Here is a 17,014-nt window from a genome sequence, read left to right on the forward strand (position 1 = left end):
TCGTCCATAAATTAACCTGCTTTTGATGTTGGATTGAACATATCAAAATCAGGCAATTACACAATTTTATGTACAGGCTCGACTTAATCCAAATCAGCCCCGTTGCTGGCAATAACTTTCTTGTACCACCAGAACGATTTTTTACGTTTGCGCTCAAGCGTACCTTTGCCCGCATCGTCCCTGTCGACATAGATAAAGCCATAGCGTTTGCTCATCTCCCCGGTGGACGCCGCGACCAGATCGATACAGCCCCAACTGGTGTAGCCCATCACCGGGATACCATCTTCAATGGCGTCGCCCATCGCGCGGATATGCTCGCGCAGGTAGCTGATACGATAATCGTCCTCGATTTCGCCTTCGGCGGTGAACTCGTCTTTGGCCCCGAGTCCGTTCTCCACCAGGAACAGCGGCTTCTGGTAGCGGTCGTACATCATATTCATGGTGATGCGCAGACCCAGCGGGTCGATACCCCAGCCCCATTCACTTACCTGAACGTGCGGGTTGCGCAGTGACTTGACGATATTCGCCGCGCTGGTGTTCAACTGATTCATATCAGCGGATGCGCAGCGTGAGGCGTAATAGCTGAAGGAGACAAAATCGACGGTATTTTTCAGGATCTCATCGTCGCCTGCTTCTTTCACGATGCTGACGTTTTTTTCCCGGAAGACGCGCGCCGCATAGGCCGGATAGGTGCCGCGTGCCTGTACGTCAATAAAGAACAGGTTCTCGCGATCTTTCTCCAGCGCCGTCCACACATCTTCAGGTTTGCAGGTCAGAGGATAGAAATTCCCCCCCGCCAGCATGCAGCCAACCTGGTTTTGCGGGTTTACCTGATGGGCAATTTTGGTCGCCAGCGCGCTGGCAATCAGCTCATGGTGCGCCGCCTGGTACTTCACCTGATCCTGGTTTTCGCCCTCTTCAAACACCAGGCCGGCACCCGAGAAGGGGCTATGCAGCATGATGTTGATTTCATTGAAGGTCAGCCAGTATTTCACCAGACCGTCGAAGGCCTCAAAACAGGTTCGGGCGTAGCGGGTGAAAAACTCCACCATTTTGCGGTTACGCCAGGAGCCATATTCGGTGACCAGATGCATAGGAACGTCGAAATGGCACAGGGTGACCAGCGGCTCAATATTGTACTTTTTGCACTCGGCGAACATATCGCGATAGAAAGCGATACCTTCGGCATTCGGCGTTAACTCGTCGCCGTTCGGGTAGAGACGGCTCCAGGCAATGGAGGTGCGGAATACGCCAAAGCCCATCTCCGCCATCAGGGCGATATCTTCTTTATAGCGATGATAGAAATCGATCGCCTGGTGGCTTGGGTAGTACTCGTCCTCACGCAGGGTGAAGCGCTTTTCCTGGCCAAGTTTGACCGGCAGGCGGTTGACGCCGTGCGGGATCATATCGACGGTGGTTAATCCTTTCCCGCCTTCCAGATATGCCCCTTCGGACTGGTTGGCGGCAATCGCGCCGCCCCATAAAAATCCTTTTGGAAAGACTGACATGCTGATCTCGCTCCTATTCAGGCTCGTGCTTCTTGAACGGGTGCAGACGTTTTCGCCTGCGATTTCTGCGCCTCTTTTTCTACAGGAATGTCTTCAAACCCGAGCAGCAGCGTCAGAACAAAAGAGAGCACCACCGCCAGCGCCATGACCCCGAATACCCAGACAATGGTCATTGGGTTTGCCGGATCGAAGAACTGTACGCTGGTGAACAATCCGGGGGCGGCCATTGAGTGGCTGGCCAGTCCGGCAATCCCGGCGATTGCCCCGCAGATAAAACCGCTTATCAGGCTGGCGATAAGCGGGCGTTTGAGGCGAACCGCCACGCCATACAGCGCAGGTTCAGAGATGCCGGCAAGGATAGCAGACGCGGCAGCCGCCAGCGCGGTCTGACGCAGTTCCGGGTTTTTGGTTTTCCAGGCCACCGCCAGGGAGGAGCCGCCAAGCGACAGGTTAGCGCCAATTTCAGATGGCATAACCATCCCTTCTTTGCCGGTTTCGGCAATGGTCTGAATGATGGTTGGGGTAAAGACGCGGTGCATCCCGGTCATCACCAGCAGCGGCCACAGGGCGCCCATAATCGCAACCGACAGCCAGCCGAGGTAACCGTGAATGGTATAGACCAGGGCGGAAATAGCGCTACCGATCCAGATCCCCAAAGGCCCAATCAGGACGATCGCCAGCGGCGCGGCAATCAGGACGATAAGCATCGGTTTAAGGAAGTTTTTGGTCACCGCCGGGGTGATTTTGTCCACCCAGCGTTCGATGTACGACAGGCACCAGGTCATCACCAGCGCCGGAATAACGGTATAGGTGTATTTCACCGCCGTCACCGGGATCAGGGCGAATTCCACATGCTCGCCCTGAGCGGCTTTCGCCATCAGATCAATAAAGCTGGGGTGCACCAGTACGCCTGCGATGGCAATCGCCAGCGAGATATTGGTTTTGAATTTCACCGCGGCTGAAGCGGCGACCATCAGCGGCAGGAAGAAGAAAGCGCCGTCGCCAATCACCGTCAGGATAGTCAGGGTTGAAGAACCTTTTGGCAGCGCGCCGGACATCTCCAGCACCATCGCCAGCAGTTTCACCATGGATCCGCCGATAATAGCCGGGATCAGCGGAGACATGGTGCCGATCAGCGCATCAAGGATGCCTGCGCCAATGCGTCTCAGGGTCAGTTTTTGTTTGCCTGCGGGCTGTTCGGGTTGCATTTCCGTCGGCAGGAGCGACACCACTTCCCGGTATGCATGCGACACCGCGTTACCGATGATCACCTGGCACTGGTTGTCGTTGCGTACCACGCCCATTACGCCGCTGATGCCCTTGAGTTCAGGGCTGTCAATTTTGGTTTCGTCTTTCACCACGAAGCGCAGACGCGTCATGCAGTGGGTCACGGCCGCAACGTTGTCAGCCCCACCTAACGCACCTACCACTGCGTTAGCCAGCGCCGCATAATTCTTCGACATCGGGTTATATCCTGTTTTATCAATAAAGTACGGCTTCAATTTCCGGTTATTTAACCGTTACTGAAACACTGAATAGGAAACCGGTTCCACAAAATGATGATGAGTTTTTTATAGGTAAACAAGATCACATTTTGATCTTGTTTTAAATTTGTGATGCCGATCGCTCATTATTTTTAACGCTGACTTTTCGCACTACGACATTCGCGGCCGGGTGAAGTACACTGCAACGCATCAATTTCAAACGGATAAGTCACATGACCACAATGCTTGAGGTCGCGAAGCGGGCAGGGGTGTCGAAAGCGACGGTCTCGCGGGTTCTGTCGGGCAATGGCTACGTCAGCCAGGAGACAAAAGATCGGGTCTTCCAGGCGATAGAAGAGAGCGGCTATCGGCCAAATCTGCTGGCGCGCAGTCTGGCGACCAAAAGAACGCAAACCCTTGGGCTGGTGGTCACCAATACCCTTTATCACGGCGTCTACTTCAGTGAGTTGCTGTTTCACGCCGCGCGAATGACCGAAGATCAGGGGCGGCAGTTAATTCTTGCCGATGGAAAACACAGCGCGGAAGAAGAGCGCCAGGCTATTCAATATTTGCTGGATTTAAAGTGTGACGCGATCATTATTTATCCGCGTTTTTTAAACGTCGAAGAAATGGATGCTATCGTCAGGAATCATTCGCAACCGATAATGGTTCTCAATCGCCGTTTACATAATAACAGCAGCCACTGTGTGTGGTGCGATCAGAAAGCCTCAAGCCTGAATGCGGTGACAAAATTAACAGATATGGGGCACCGTAATATCGCTTTTATTACCGGCTCGTTAGATTCACCCACCGGTATTGAACGCCTTTCCGGCTATAAAGCGGCGTTGATGCAGCAGGGGATTTCTGTTCGTAATGAATTGATTATAGAAGGAAAGTGGTCGGCGAAAAGTGGGGCCGAGGCTGTAGAAACTTTGCTGGATCGCGGTGAGGAATTTACGGCACTGGTCGCCAGTAATGATGATATGGCGATTGGCGCGATTAAAAAACTCCACGATCGGGGAATTGCCGTACCTGCAAAAGTGTCGGTGATTGGCTTTGATGATATTGCTATTGCTCCCTATGTTGTCCCGGCTTTATCGAGCGTCAAAATTCCGGTAACAGAAATGATTCAGGAAACTATCGAGCGTTTAATCTTTATGCTTGATGGCGGCGACTTTAAATTTCATCCCCCGTTTATGGGTGAATTAGTGTTACGTGATTCACTTATTTCTTTTCCCGGCTAAATATTCTCGTCAGCTGTCATCGTCACTTCTGTCGATGACAGCCTTGTTATCATCCTGATAAATAAAATACCTATATATTACAGATAAATGCATTCTGGCATGGAATATGTATAAACCGGCGTGATCAACTCATTGCTGGAGAAGACGATGAACCGTTTTATTATGGCGGATGCCAGTAAATGTATTGGCTGCCGTACCTGCGAAGTCGCCTGTGTGGTTTCTCACCAGGAGCAGCAGGATTGTGCAGCCCTTACCCCACAAACTTTTTTACCCCGTATTCATGTTATTCGGGGCCTCAACGTATCGACGGCAACCATGTGCCGCCAGTGTGAAGATGCTCCCTGCGCTAACGTCTGTCCGAACGGCGCTATCAGCCGTGATAAAGGTTTTGTTCATGTGATGCAGGAGCATTGCATCGGCTGCAAAACCTGCGTGGTGGCCTGCCCTTACGGTGCGATGGAAGTGGTCACTCGCCCGGTGGTCCGGCAAAACGGAATTGGCCTGCACATGTCTGGGCAAAAGGCCGAAGCCAACAAATGCGATTTATGTTATCAACGCGATACGGGCCCAGCCTGTATGGAAGTCTGTCCGACGAATGCGTTGATCTGTGTCGATCGAAGTGTACTGGAACAAATGACAGCCGAGAAACGCCGTCGCACCGCCCTTGAGGGTGCGGTCAGTATGGTGTTCTAAAAAAATAACTTTCACATTTAACAGGTCTGTTACTGATGAAAAAAATTACGAGCGTATGTCCCTATTGCGGCGCGGGCTGCAAACTGAAACTGGTGGTGGATAATGGCAAAATTATCCGCGCTGAAGCCGCCGATGGAAAAACCAACCAGAACGAACTGTGCCTGAAAGGCTATTACGGTTGGGATTTTCTCAATGATACAAAACTGCTGACCCCGCGTCTGACCCAGCCCATGATCCGCTATGAACGCGGTGGAAAACTGACCCCGGTAAGTTGGGAAGAAGCCATTCGTTACACCGCCAAACGCCTTGGCGAGATCAAAGCCAAATATGGCCCGCGTTCCATTATGACCACCGGCTCATCTCGCGGCACCGGTAATGAAACCAACTTTGTGATGCAGAAATTCGCCCGTGGCGTGCTGCATACCAACAACGTCGACTGCTGCGCCCGTGTCTGCCACGGCCCGTCCGTTGCCGGGTTACAGCAGACTCTGGGTAACGGGGCAATGAGTAACTCAATCGGCGATATTGAAAACTCCAGTTGCTTGCTGGTCTTCGGCTATAACTGCGCCGATTCACACCCGATTGTGGCCAGACGAGTGATTAAAGCAAAACAGAACGGGGCGAAGATCATCGTCTGCGACCCGCGCCGCATCGAAACCGCACGTATTGCCGACCAGCATCTCCAGCTGAAAAACGGCTGCAATATGGCGCTGATTAACGCCTTCGGTCATGTACTGCTGGAAGAGAGACTCTACGATCAGAAATATGTCTCCAGCTTTACCACCGGGCTTGAAGAGTACCGCGAGATTGTTAAAGACTATGCGCCGGAAGATGTCGAGCATCTGACCGGTATCCCGGCCAAACAAGTGCGCGAAGCGATGCGCACTTTTGCTGCCGCACCGACGGCTACTATTATGTGGGGGATGGGGGTAACGCAGTTCGGCCAGGCGGTGGATGTGGTTAAAGGGCTCTCCAGCCTCGCGCTGCTGACCGGTAATCTGGGGCGTGAAAACGTCGGCGTGGGGCCAGTGCGCGGGCAGAACAACGTCCAGGGCGCCTGCGATATGGGGGTTATCCCGAACCAGTTCCCTGGCTACCAGGACGTGGTTGATCCGGCGGTTCGTGAGAAGTTTGCCAAAGCCTGGGGCATTGACCCGGCGCTGATGGATGACAAAGTTGGCGTGCGTATTACCGAAGTTCCGCACCTGGCGCTGGAAGGAAAGGTCAAAGCCTATTACATCATGGGCGAGGATCCGTTGCAGACCGAAGCCGACCTTGGCCTGGTGCGCAAAGGCTTTGAGGCCCTGGATTTCGTGGTTGTGCAGGACATTTTCATGACCAAAACCGCCGAACAGGCGGATGTGCTACTGCCGGCGACGTCATGGGGCGAGCATGGCGGGGTCTTTACCTGCGCGGACCGTGGTTTCCAGCGCTTTGAAAAAGCCATTGAGCCAATGTATGACGTCAAGCGTGACTGGGAAATCATTAGCCTTATCGCCAGCGAAATGGGCTACCCGATGCACTACGACAATAACCAGCAGATCTGGGATGAATTGCGCGAATTGTGCCCGCTGTTCTACGGTGTGACCTACGAGAAAATGGGCGACATGGGTCATGTTCAGTGGCCATGCCCGACCCTTGACCATCCGGGTACGCGCTATCTGTATAAAGACAACAAATTCGATACCCCTGACGGTAAAGGGCATCTTTTTGCCGCGCCATGGCGTGCGCCTGCCGAAGTGCCGGATGAAGAATTTCCGCTGGTTCTGAGCACGGTGCGCGAAGTGGGCCATTACTCCTGCCGTTCGATGACCGGCAACTGCGCGGCGCTGCAAACCCTTGCCGACGAGCCGGGCTTTATGCAGATAAACCCTCAGGATGCCAGTGCGCTGGGTATCAAAGACCGGCAACTGGTGTGGGTGGAATCCCGTCGCGGTAAAGTGATCAGCCGGGCGGATGTTAACGAGCGTATTAATGTCGGCTGCGTTTATATGACCTACCAGTGGTGGATTGGTGCCTGCAATGAACTGACCCAGGATAATCTTGATCCCATCTCGAAAACGCCGGAAACCAAGTATTGCGCGGTGCGGGTGAGTGCGATCAAGGATCAGCCCTGGGCGGAAGAGTACACTCAGACCACCTATCAGCAGATGAAGACACGCTTGCGTAGCGCAGTGTTACAGTGACTTTATGACGCCAATAAACGGTGTTTGTGTTCGTGTTTATGGAAAAGTACAGGGGGTGGGCTTCCGCCCCTTTGTCTGGCAACTGGCTGAGCTGCTCAATCTCAAAGGCGATGTCTGCAACGACGCGCAAGGGGTTGAAGTTCGCCTGCTGGGTGATGAACACCGTTTTCTTCTTTTGCTCTATCAACAGTGCCCGCCGCTTGCGCGGATCGACGAGACCCGCGTAACGCCGTTTCAGTGGGCGCAATTACCTGATACTTTTACCATCCGCCAGAGCGCGGGTGGGACCATGAACACGCAGATTGTGCCGGATGCGGCGACCTGTCCTGCCTGTCTTGCCGAGATGAACGACCCCGCAGAGCGTCGTTATCGCTACCCGTTTATCAACTGTACCCACTGCGGCCCACGCTTCACCATTATCCACGCGATGCCCTATGACCGCCCTTTTACCAGCATGGCGGGGTTTCCTCTCTGTGCGACCTGCGAGGCTGAGTATCGCAATCCGGCGGACCGACGTTTTCATGCCCAGCCCGTAGCCTGCCCGGAATGTGGCCCGCAGCTTGCGTGGCAAAGCCCGCAACAGACGCTGAGCGGGGACGAGGCGTTACAGGCCGCGATCCAACTGATTGAAGATGGCGGGATTGTGGCCGTAAAAGGCCTTGGCGGTTTCCATCTGGCCTGTGACGGGCAAAATCCTGCAGCAGTCGCGCGATTACGCGCCCGCAAGCAGCGTCCGGTAAAACCCCTGGCGGTGATGATCCCTTCCGCCATCGGGCTGAACGAGAATGCCGTTCGATTACTTTCGACTCCCGCAGCCCCCATTGTGCTGGTGGCAAAAGACCGGCTGCCGACGCTTTGTCCGGGCATTGCGCCAGGGCTTGATGAAGTGGGGGTGATGCTACCCGCGAATCCGTTACACCATCTGTTAGCTCAGGCGCTACAGCGTCCGCTGGTGATGACCTCCGGCAATCTGAGCGGTAAGCCTCCGGCGCTGACAAATGCTCAGGTTCAGGAGGATCTGGCGCAGATTGCTGACGGTTTCCTGCTGCATAACCGCGATATCGTTCAGCGGATGGACGACTCGGTGATACGTGAGAGTGGCGAAATGTTGCGTCGCTCCCGCGGCTATGTGCCGGATGCTTTTGCCTTACCGCCAGGCTTTGATGCTGTTCCTCCGATGCTGTGTCTGGGGGCGGATATGAAAAATACCTTCTGCCTGGTGCGTGGCGAGCAGGCGGTCATCAGCCAGCATCTGGGGGATCTGAGCGATGATGGCATTCAGGCCCAGTGGCGCGAAGCATTGCGGCTTATCCAGAATATCTACGATTTCACCCCGCAGAAGGTGGTATGCGATGCCCATCCGGGCTATGTCTCCAGCGCCTGGGCGGGCGGGATGGGGCTACCGGTCGAGCAGGTGTTGCATCATCACGCGCACATTGCCGCTTGTCTTGCAGAGCATGGCTGGCCGAAAGACGGCGGCGATGTTATTGCGCTGGCGCTTGACGGTATCGGAATGGGCGAGAATGGCGCACTGTGGGGCGGTGAATGCCTGCGGGTTAACTACCGGGAGCTTGAGCGCCTGGGCGGATTGCCTGCGGTGGCGCTGCCGGGCGGCGATCTGGCGGCAAAACAGTCCTGGCGCAACCTGCTGGCCCAGATGCTGGCCTTTGTGCCGGACTGGCAAACCTGGCCGGAAACCAGCCCGGCGCAGCGGCACAACTGGCCGATACTGGCCCGGGCCATTGAACGCCGTCTCAATGCGCCGCTGGCCTCTTCCACCGGGCGTTTATTCGATGCGGTGGCCTGTGCGCTGGGATGCGCGCCGGAGCAGTTAAGTTACGAAGGTGAAGCGGCCTGCGCCCTTGAAGCGCTGGCCCGGCGTGCGCATGGGATTTGTCATCCGGTCAGGTTACCTGTTTCTGGCTCGACGCTGGACCTGGCCACCTTCTGGTCACAATGGCTGGCCTGGCAGGCAAAACCTGAAGAGCGGGCGTTTGCATTTCACGATGCGCTGGCCCACGGCTTTGCCACCCTGGCACGCCAGCAGGCTGAGTCACGGAATATTACCACCCTGGCTTTCGGCGGCGGCGTACTGCATAACCGCCTGCTGAAGGCTCGTCTGACTTTTTATCTGGCCGATTTTACCCTGCTTTTCCCTGAGCGCCTGCCCGCAGGCGATGGGGCCATCGCCCTAGGGCAGGGGGTTATTGCGGCGGCGCGGCGGCAGATAGCGTCTTAAGCAGCGCAAAGGCCGTTTTCATATGATCTTCGCTGACCACAAAGGCGCGCAGGATCTGCTGGTTATCCAGCCCCTTTGCCACCATTCCCTGCTCATCGGTGGTGATGTGCCAGTTCAGGTCGCGGCGCGCGCTTTCTCCCGCCAGATGCAGCGGCAATGCGGGTGTTTTCACCTTCACCAGCATCGCGGGCAGGCTGAGTGATGCGCTGACGCCGAGTAGCTGTTTTGCCAGGTACATCGCGCACAGCTGGATCGGTTGCAGGAACGGCAGCAGCTGACCGTTGATCTCCGCGCCGTCGCCAAGGGCGTATATATCGGGCTGGCTGGTTTGCAGGCTACTGTCCACCAGGATCCCCCGGTTGATGCGGATATCCGCGCTTTGCGCCAGCGCGGTTTCCGGCACCAGGCCGGTTGCCGCGACCACCGCATCCACCTCCAGCGTCAGTCCATCGTCAAAGCTGGCGTTAATTGCGGACGCTGTCTGATTCAACCCGCTGAGACGGGCGTTGAGCAGCACGCGAACGCCCATTTCAGAAAGACAGTGCTGTAAGCGGCTGCTGACTTCGGGCGGCATCAGCGACGAGAGAATGCTCGCCGCGTTATCGACCAGAGTGACCTGTTTCCCCGCGCGGCGAAAATCCATCGCCAGTTCAGTCCCAATCAACCCGCCGCCGACAATCAGCACCCGGTTTGCATCCCGGAGCTGGGTTTCACAGGCCTGATACTCCTGCTGACTGTTGAGGGTCAGCATCAGCTCACTGCCTGCTACCTGCGGCACAAAAGCGCGGGCTCCGGTGGCCAGCACCAGCTTGTCGTACTGCCAGCTGTTATCTGCGCTGTTCACCCGTTTCGCCTGCGCGTCCACTGACGTGACGCAGGTGTGCGGGAAGAGGCGCAGATTGAACTGCTCAGCAAACTCCCCCGCCGACTGGCGGGTGAGATGGCTTGCTCTCTGACCAAGGCTCAGAACATGGCTCAGATCCGGCTTGTTGTACTCGTCCATGCTGTCGCGGGCGATCAGCGTCAAGGGTATGACAGCATCCAGTTTGCGGATGTTTTTCACCAGTTGTCGGGCGGCGAAGCCCGATCCGACAATGACAATGCCTGGGTTCATACCGCCTCCGTTGCCAGCACGTCGAAAACCTCTTTGCCAAGGGAACATTCCGGGCACAGGAAGCTGTCCGGAACCTCACTCCACGGGGTGCCGGGAGCGACGTTCTGCATCGGCTCGCCGGTCGCCGGGTAGTAAATCCACTGGCAGACGCTGCACTGCATACAAGGACCGAGGTCGGCAGCCGTTTTGGCGGCGCAGGCGCAGGCGGATTCAGCAACTGGCACGGTGCTAACCGGCGTCGGCAGTGGGGTGAGCGCCCACTGACGGGCGATTTCACGACCGTGTTCACGGCATACTTCCAGCGCGTCAAAGTCCGGGCGCCATTTGGCCTTCAGACTCAGCGACATCTCAAAACCGGCATCCTGCAGACGGGTGGACAGACGGTCGACCGCGCCGCCGCTCCAGCCGTGCGAGCCAAAGGCGCTGGCGCGTTTATTACGAAAACGCAGGCCGGTCATCTCTTCCACCAGACCGGCGATTTTCGGCATCATCACGTTGTTCATCGTCGAGGTGCCGACCAGTACGCCTTTGGAGCGGAAGACGTTGGTCAAGATGTCGTTTTTATCGCTGCGGGCGATGTTAAAGATTTTTACCGCAACAAAGGGGTCAACTTCATTGATGCCCTGGGCGATAGCGTCGGCCATCATGCGGGTGTTGTTGGACATGGTGTCGTAGAAAATGGTGATCCTGTCTTCCTGGTAATCCGCCGCCCATTTCAGGTACAGCTCTACAATCTGGGTCGGGTTGTCACGCCACACCACGCCGTGGGAGGTGGCAATCATATCGACCGGCAGGTTAAAGCCGAGGATCTCAGTGATTTTTGGCGTCACCAGGCGGCTGAACGGCGTCAGGATGTTGGCATAGTAGCGCTGGCACTGTTCAAACAGCTCGCCTTGATCCACTTCGTCGTTAAACAGGCGCTCGTCGCAGTAGTGCTGACCGAAAGCGTCGTTGCTGAACAGCACGGCGTCGCCGGTCATATAGGTCATCATGCTGTCCGGCCAGTGCAGCATCGGCGTCTCAACGAAGACAAGCTGTTTGCCGTTGCCAATGTCCAGGGCGTCGCCGGTTTTCACGGTGTGGAAATTCCACTCCGGATGGTGGTGGTGACCGTTAATGGAGTCAATGGCATTAGTGGTGCAGTAAATCGGGGTGTTGGGGATATATGACATCAGCTCCGTTAAGGCGCCGGCGTGGTCTTCTTCCGCATGGTTAATAATGATGTAGTCGAGAGTATTGAGATCGATCTCTGCGCGCAGGTTCTGCACGAACTCGCGGCTGAATTTATGATCGACGGTATCGATCAGCACGTTTTTGCCTTCACGAATAAGGTAGCTGTTGTAGCTGCTGCCGCGCAGCGTTTTGTACTCGGTGCCGTGAAAATCGCGCACTTCCCAGTCACGCTGACCCACCCAGTGAATGTTGTTTTTTACATGAATCGTCATTTTGCTTTCCTGTTCTGCATTAAGAATGTTGTTATTGCTATATCAGGATGCGTGCCAGTTTTTAATGCATTGATATTTATGGTTTTTAATTTATATAATCCGACAGTGGTAGTCATATTGACTATGCTTTTTATGGTCACTATGACACTATGCATTGTCAAAATGACAGTGAGGAAAAAATGAGTTTTTCAGTGGATGTGCTGGCGGGGATCGCCATTGAGTTGCAGCGCGGGATCGGTCATGCGGACCGTTTCCAGCGTCTGATCGCCACGCTGCGTCAGGTGCTGGAGTGCGATGCGTCCGCGCTGCTGCGCTATGAGGCGCGGCAGTTTATTCCGCTGGCCATCGACGGACTGGCGCAGGACGTGCTGGGCCGCCGCTTTCAGCTTGAAGGCCACCCACGGCTGGAAGCCATTGCCCGTGCGGGCGATGTGGTGCGTTTTCCGGCCGACAGCTCGCTGCCCGATCCTTATGACGGGCTGATCCCAGGCCAGGAGAGCCTGAAGGTGCACGCCTGCGTCGGCCTGCCGCTGTTCGCCGGGCAGACCCTGATTGGCGCGCTGACGCTGGATGGCATGGCGCCTGACCAGTTCGACAGCTTCAGCGACGAAGAGCTGCGCCTGATTGCCGCGCTGGCGGCCGGGGCGCTTAATAACGCGCTGCTGATTGAGCAGCTCGAAAGCCAGAACATGGCTCCCGGCCTTTCGCCGACCTTTGAGCAGGCCGCCAGTACTGAAATCATTGGTCTGGCGGACGGCATGGTTCAGCTTAAAAAAGAGATTGAGATCGTCGCAGCCTCCGACCTGAACTTGCTGATTAGCGGCGAAACCGGCACCGGCAAAGAGCTGGTCGCCAAAGCCCTGCACGAAAACTCGTCCCGCGCGGCGGACGCGCTGGTGTATCTCAACTGCGCCGCCCTGCCGGAAAGCGTGGCCGAGAGTGAACTCTTTGGTCACGTAAAAGGGGCCTTTACCGGGGCCATCAGCAACCGCAGCGGTAAGTTCGAAATGGCCGACAAGGGCACGCTGTTTCTCGACGAGATTGGCGAGCTGTCGCTGGCTTTACAGGCCAAGCTGCTGCGCGTGTTGCAGTATGGCGATATCCAGCGCGTGGGTGATGACCGCAGTTTGCGGGTGGATGTGCGGGTGCTGGCGGCCACCAACCGCGACCTGCGTCAGGAGATGCTGGCCGGGCGATTTCGCGCCGACCTGTTCCACCGTTTAAGCGTGTTCCCGCTGTTCGTGCCGCCGCTGCGTGAACGTGGGGAAGACGTGATACTGCTGGCGGGCTATTTCTGCGAGCAGTGTCGGCTGCGTCTCGGTCTCGGGCGGGTGGTGCTAAGCCCACGCGCCCGCGCGCTTCTGCTGGCTTATCACTGGCCGGGAAACGTGCGTGAGCTGGAGCATGCGATTCATCGTGGGATTGTGCTGGCGAGAGCCGAGCGTAGCGACGACGATGTACTGCTGGACAGCCACCATTTTGCCCTCAGAGAGGAGTCGGAGCAGGCGAAGCCGCAGGTTAAGATGCTGGCGCAAACGCCCGGTCTGCGCGATGCCACGGACGCTTTTCAGCGCGAGAGAGTAAGCCAGGCGCTGGAACAGAATCAGGGTAACTGGGCGGCGAGCGCGCGGATGCTGGAGATTGACGTCGCCAACCTGCACCGGCTGGCGAAGCGTCTGGGGCTGAAAGGCTAAATAATCCCGGCCTGGTAAAAAGCCTGCAGGTTGATGGCGCCGACCAGTTTGCCGTTGTCATCCACTACCGGGGCGGCGGAAATTTTGCGTTTCATCAGCGTCTCTTTGGCATCGATGGCGCGGCTTTCGGCATTCAGGGTAATGCCGCCTTTAGTCATCGCTTCACTCACCGGCGCGCCGAGGATGCCGCCTGCGACCAGCCAGCGACGCAAATCGCCGTCGGAGAAGATGCCTTTGATTCTGTCGTTGTCATCGCAGATGGCTACCATCCCAAGCCCGGTGCGGCTCAGTTCTAACATGGCATCCATCACGGTGGCATCAATATGCACATGCGGCACATCTTCTTTGCGCATCAGATGATGCACCCGGTTGAGCAGGCGTGCGCCCAGAGCGCCTGCCGGATGCGAGCGGGCAAAATCTTCTTCGTTAAAACCACGCGCCTGCATGATGGCCATCGCCAGCGCATCGCCCAGCATCAGCGTATTGACCGTACTCGATGTTGGCGCAAGAGACATCGGGCAGGCTTCGCGTTCGACGGAGATATCGAGGATTGCTTTTGCCGCCAGCCCCAGTTGAGATAAGGGTTTGCCGGTCATGGCCAGCAGCACCACGCCGCGCTCTTCCAGCCGGGGCAGGATCAGCTCTAACTCTTTGGCTGAGCCGGAATAGGAGATAAACAGCAAAACGTCGCGGCTTTCAATCATGCCGAGATCGCCGTGCAGCGCTTCGGCTGCATGGACAAAGAATGCCGGCGTACCGGTACTCGCCAGAGTGGCGGCGATTTTTCTGCCAATATGGCCGGATTTGCCAATCCCGGAGACAATGACCTTGCCCTGGCAGGCAATAATGGCGTGGGCGGCGCGTAGAAAAGCGTCCCCAAGACGGTCCGGCAGATGGCTGGCTTCCTGAAGCTCCAGCAGCAGGGTCTGACGGGCGGTATTCAGTAATAATTCATTCATGCTGTTCTCCTGCGACAATCACCTCAATGCCTTTTGCTTCCAGTGCGGCACGAAAGTCCGCCGGGATCCCGGCATCAGTGATCAGTTTATTTACGCTTTCCAGACTGCACACAATGTTGGGGCTTTTGCGACCAAATTTTGATGAATCCGCCATCAGGATCACTTCCCTGGCCGCATTGCACATCGCTTTACTGACGCTGAATACTTCGTTGAAGGTAGTCACGCCCGCGTTTAAATCGATGCCGTCGGTGCCCATAAACAGTTTGTCGAAGCTGAAATGTTCAAAGGCGTTTTCTGCCAGTTGACCATGGAAAGAGGCGGATTTTTTGCGAAAGGTTCCGCCCGGCATCAGGATCGTTTGCTCGTTATCCAGTTCGGAAAGGGCGTTAACGATGTGCAGACTGTTGGTCATCACGGTGATGTTGTTGAAGTGGCTGAGCAACGGGACCATTTGCAGCACCGTACTACCGGCATCCAGGATCAACGAATCGCCATCGTGAATAAACCCCACGGCAGTACGGGCAATTAGTCCTTTTTGCTGGGTGTTAATCAGTGTTTTATGGTCAATAGGCGGGTCGGTTTCATCTTTGCTCAGTACAACGCCGCCATAGGTGCGGATAACTGTCCCGGTGTGCTCAAGCACCACCAGATCTTTACGGATGGTGGTGCCCGTGGTGTCAAAAAATGCGGCCAGCTCTTCAACGGAGCATTTTCCCTGCTTTTGCAGATGCTCAAGAATGGCCGCCTGCCGCTGACGTGGTTTCATAAGCGCTGTTATCCTGCGTTAAATTTCGAAATGATAATTTCGCAAGCTAATAGCGTTCACAACGAAATTATCCACGTTTCATTTTAAGCGCTAATGATAGAGCATCCTGACAGCTTTGATCATGGGGAAAGATCACGTCAGGCTGTAATTCTTCACGTTTTAGTCCGCTAATTGCGTCAATTTTAACCGGTCTGGCGAAAACGGTCAGACCGCGCATCAGTAGCGAACCGCTGACGTAATCCTGTTCGTCGAAAGCGACAGCAAGCACCACCCGGGGCTTAAAGCGACCTCCGGAACGCCCGACACCAACCCGCCCTTGCTGGCAGAGCCTGTCAAACGCCCGGTTGAACTGGTGAATCTGCCAGCCGCCCATCGCCATCTGGCTGAGCCAGGCGATGGCGGCAAGGGTAATCAGTGCAGTAACCATCGTGAACTCCATTTAACTGAGTGCATTTTTTTCCCCTCACCCTGACCCTCTCCAGCGGGGAGAGGGCGGGGGGAAGGGCTGAGGGTCGTTCGGGTCAGAACATCACCTGACCGCCGGTCACATTGATGGACTGCCCGGTGCAATAGGCCGCTTTTGGGCTTGCGTAAAACAGCAGTATGTTCAGCACATCCTGATAATCGCAGCCGCGTTTGAGCGGTACTTTATCAATGTAATGCTGCTCAACCTGTTCGGCCTCAATCCCCAGTTTACTGGCGTACTGCGGGATAAGTGACTGGAACATCGGCGATTTAAGCAGGTTGCCGAGCATCAGCGAATGAACGGTTATACCGTATTCAGCAAGATCCAGCGCCAGCGACTGGGTGAGCCCAACGCCGCCAAACTTGGCCGCGCTGTAGCCGGAGTTATGCTTGCTGCCCACTTTGCCGGACTTAGAGTTGATCTGAATAATGCGCCCCTGAATACCATCGCGGATCATCAGGCGGGAAAACTCGCGGGCGCAGAGGAAATAGCCCACCAGATTCACCTGCAATGAGCGGTCAAAATCCCCGAGTTGCACATCGCTGATAAAGCCCGCTTTGGCAATGCCGGCGCTGTAGACCAGCAGATCCACCTGACCAAAAATCTCATCCACGCCGCGAGAGAGCGCCAGCACGCTTTGCTCGCTGGTGGCGTCGGCGCCAAAACCGTACGCCATGCCCTCACCAAATTCGCTGTTGATCTCCTGCGCGATCGTGGCGGCTTTATCACTTTGAATATCCACCACCGCGACGCGATAACCTTCTGCGGCCAGCCCACGGCTGAGGAACGCCCCGAGGGTTTGCCCTCCACCAATGACAACGGCAACCTGTTTCATACTTTTCTCCTTACTGCTTAAGCGACAAATTTGAGTGTGCAGCCGGGGTTAATGCTCTGCGGCACGTTACCTGCAACATGTACCGTGCCGGGGTATTCCGCCTGCGTTTGCCCGTCGAAACGCAGGGTGATATGCCCAAGCTCGCGTAAATTCAGTTCTGCCACCTCGCCAACGGCGGTCACCGGGTAGCTTTTGCCATCCAGCTCAAAGCGCGTTCCTGGCTGTAACGCGCCAGTCAGTTCGCCGTGGCAGTGGATAAAACAAAACTCGGCGACATCGGCGGGGGCGCCTTCCCGGAAGGTAATGAGCATCCGGTCGCTGAGGGCGTCGCGTGCGCACTCGCCAATCTGGGTAATCGTGGTTTGATAAATCACGCTCATG

14 protein-coding genes are annotated in these 17,014 nt (G+C 56.1%); 5 read left to right on the plus strand and 9 right to left on the minus strand.

Annotation, left to right across the window (positions count from 1 at the left end; genetic code table 11):
- Positions 1-83 precede the first annotated feature (83 nt).
- A complete protein-coding gene (locus ACSZO4_RS02075) occupies positions 84-1,508 on the minus strand; it encodes a 6-phospho-beta-glucosidase (protein ID WP_437887179.1) in 1,425 nt (474 codons plus the stop codon).
- Positions 1,509-1,525: 17 nt separating this feature from the next.
- Positions 1,526-2,971: a PTS cellobiose/arbutin/salicin transporter subunit IIBC gene (gene ascF, locus ACSZO4_RS02080; protein ID WP_437887180.1), complete on the minus strand. Its 1,446-nt coding sequence runs from the start codon at positions 2,969-2,971 to the stop codon at positions 1,526-1,528.
- A 254-nt stretch (positions 2,972-3,225) separates the two neighbouring features.
- On the opposite strand from ascF, the gene ACSZO4_RS02085 reads away from it, so the two are divergent.
- The 4 genes from ACSZO4_RS02085 (at position 3,226) to hypF (ending at position 9,354) form a co-directional block, all read left to right on the plus strand.
- Positions 3,226-4,236 (plus strand): LacI family DNA-binding transcriptional regulator, encoded by a 1,011-nt coding sequence (locus ACSZO4_RS02085; protein WP_437887181.1) that lies wholly within the window; start codon positions 3,226-3,228, stop codon positions 4,234-4,236.
- Between the two features lie 147 nt (positions 4,237-4,383).
- Positions 4,384-4,929: an electron transport protein HydN gene (gene hydN, locus ACSZO4_RS02090; RefSeq protein WP_437887182.1), complete on the plus strand. Its 546-nt coding sequence runs from the start codon at positions 4,384-4,386 to the stop codon at positions 4,927-4,929.
- A gap of 35 nt (positions 4,930-4,964) precedes the next feature.
- Positions 4,965-7,115 carry a formate dehydrogenase subunit alpha gene (gene fdhF, locus ACSZO4_RS02095; RefSeq protein WP_437887183.1) on the plus strand — a complete coding sequence of 717 codons (2,151 nt, stop codon included), beginning with the start codon at positions 4,965-4,967 and terminating at the stop codon, positions 7,113-7,115.
- 4 nt (positions 7,116-7,119) lie between these two features.
- Positions 7,120-9,354 (plus strand): carbamoyltransferase HypF, encoded by a 2,235-nt coding sequence (gene hypF / locus ACSZO4_RS02100; RefSeq protein ID WP_437887184.1) that lies wholly within the window; start codon positions 7,120-7,122, stop codon positions 9,352-9,354.
- Here the strand turns inward: hypF and norW are convergent.
- On the minus strand, positions 9,320-10,468 hold the full coding sequence (norW, locus tag ACSZO4_RS02105; protein ID WP_437887185.1) for an NADH:flavorubredoxin reductase NorW: 1,149 nt from the start codon (positions 10,466-10,468) through the stop codon (positions 9,320-9,322). The two genes, hypF and norW, sit on opposite strands and share 35 nt — an antisense overlap.
- Complete coding sequence (gene norV, locus ACSZO4_RS02110) at positions 10,465-11,913, minus strand: anaerobic nitric oxide reductase flavorubredoxin (RefSeq protein ID WP_437887186.1); 1,449 nt, start codon at positions 11,911-11,913, stop codon at positions 10,465-10,467. The genes norW and norV overlap by 4 nt, the downstream gene beginning before the upstream one ends.
- 179 nt (positions 11,914-12,092) lie before the next feature.
- Between norV and norR the strand changes: the two genes are divergently transcribed.
- Positions 12,093-13,607: a nitric oxide reductase transcriptional regulator NorR gene (gene norR / locus ACSZO4_RS02115; protein ID WP_437887187.1), complete on the plus strand. Its 1,515-nt coding sequence runs from the start codon at positions 12,093-12,095 to the stop codon at positions 13,605-13,607.
- On the opposite strand, the gene gutQ is transcribed toward norR, so the two are convergent.
- From gutQ to srlB, 5 genes are all read right to left on the minus strand, one after another.
- The gene (gene gutQ / locus ACSZO4_RS02120; protein ID WP_437887188.1) at positions 13,604-14,566 is read right to left on the minus strand and encodes an arabinose-5-phosphate isomerase GutQ; all 963 of its coding nucleotides are present in this window, start codon (positions 14,564-14,566) and stop codon (positions 13,604-13,606) included. The genes norR and gutQ overlap by 4 nt on opposite strands.
- Positions 14,559-15,332 carry a glucitol operon DNA-binding transcriptional repressor SrlR gene (gene srlR / locus ACSZO4_RS02125; RefSeq protein ID WP_437887189.1) on the minus strand — a complete coding sequence of 258 codons (774 nt, stop codon included), beginning with the start codon at positions 15,330-15,332 and terminating at the stop codon, positions 14,559-14,561. Before srlR ends, gutQ begins: the two co-directional genes overlap by 8 nt.
- A gap of 67 nt (positions 15,333-15,399) precedes the next feature.
- Positions 15,400-15,759, minus strand: coding sequence for a transcriptional regulator GutM (gene gutM, locus ACSZO4_RS02130; protein WP_437887190.1), 360 nt, complete (start codon positions 15,757-15,759; stop codon positions 15,400-15,402).
- Positions 15,760-15,853: 94 nt separating this feature from the next.
- Positions 15,854-16,633, minus strand: a complete 780-nt coding sequence (gene srlD, locus ACSZO4_RS02135; RefSeq protein ID WP_437887191.1) for a sorbitol-6-phosphate dehydrogenase — start codon at positions 16,631-16,633, stop codon at positions 15,854-15,856.
- A gap of 17 nt (positions 16,634-16,650) precedes the next feature.
- Entirely contained in the window at positions 16,651-17,013 is a 363-nt protein-coding gene (gene srlB, locus ACSZO4_RS02140; RefSeq protein ID WP_437887192.1) for a PTS glucitol/sorbitol transporter subunit IIA, read from the minus strand.
- Position 17,014: the final 1 nt, after the last annotated feature.

The sequence above is a fragment of the Phytobacter sp. V91 genome (assembly GCF_965644225.1).
In the GTDB taxonomy this organism is placed as follows: Bacteria; Pseudomonadota; Gammaproteobacteria; order Enterobacterales; family Enterobacteriaceae; genus CBFFRJ01.

Coding starts and splice junctions, on each gene's coding strand:
- srlD (WP_437887191.1), bottom strand. CDS start 16,633: ATGAAACAGGTTGCCGTTGTCATTGGTGGAGGGCAAACCCTCGGGGCG.
- ACSZO4_RS02075 (WP_437887179.1), bottom strand. CDS start 1,508: ATGTCAGTCTTTCCAAAAGGATTTTTATGGGGCGGCGCGATTGCCGCC.
- ACSZO4_RS02085 (WP_437887181.1), top strand. CDS start 3,226: ATGACCACAATGCTTGAGGTCGCGAAGCGGGCAGGGGTGTCGAAAGCG.
- gutM (WP_437887190.1), bottom strand. CDS start 15,759: ATGGTTACTGCACTGATTACCCTTGCCGCCATCGCCTGGCTCAGCCAG.
- gutQ (WP_437887188.1), bottom strand. CDS start 14,566: ATGAATGAATTATTACTGAATACCGCCCGTCAGACCCTGCTGCTGGAG.
- hydN (WP_437887182.1), top strand. CDS start 4,384: ATGAACCGTTTTATTATGGCGGATGCCAGTAAATGTATTGGCTGCCGT.
- norV (WP_437887186.1), bottom strand. CDS start 11,913: ATGACGATTCATGTAAAAAACAACATTCACTGGGTGGGTCAGCGTGAC.
- srlR (WP_437887189.1), bottom strand. CDS start 15,332: ATGAAACCACGTCAGCGGCAGGCGGCCATTCTTGAGCATCTGCAAAAG.
- ascF (WP_437887180.1), bottom strand. CDS start 2,971: ATGTCGAAGAATTATGCGGCGCTGGCTAACGCAGTGGTAGGTGCGTTA.
- norR (WP_437887187.1), top strand. CDS start 12,093: ATGAGTTTTTCAGTGGATGTGCTGGCGGGGATCGCCATTGAGTTGCAG.
- norW (WP_437887185.1), bottom strand. CDS start 10,468: ATGAACCCAGGCATTGTCATTGTCGGATCGGGCTTCGCCGCCCGACAA.
- hypF (WP_437887184.1), top strand. CDS start 7,120: ATGACGCCAATAAACGGTGTTTGTGTTCGTGTTTATGGAAAAGTACAG.
- srlB (WP_437887192.1), bottom strand. CDS start 17,013: ATGAGCGTGATTTATCAAACCACGATTACCCAGATTGGCGAGTGCGCA.
- fdhF (WP_437887183.1), top strand. CDS start 4,965: ATGAAAAAAATTACGAGCGTATGTCCCTATTGCGGCGCGGGCTGCAAA.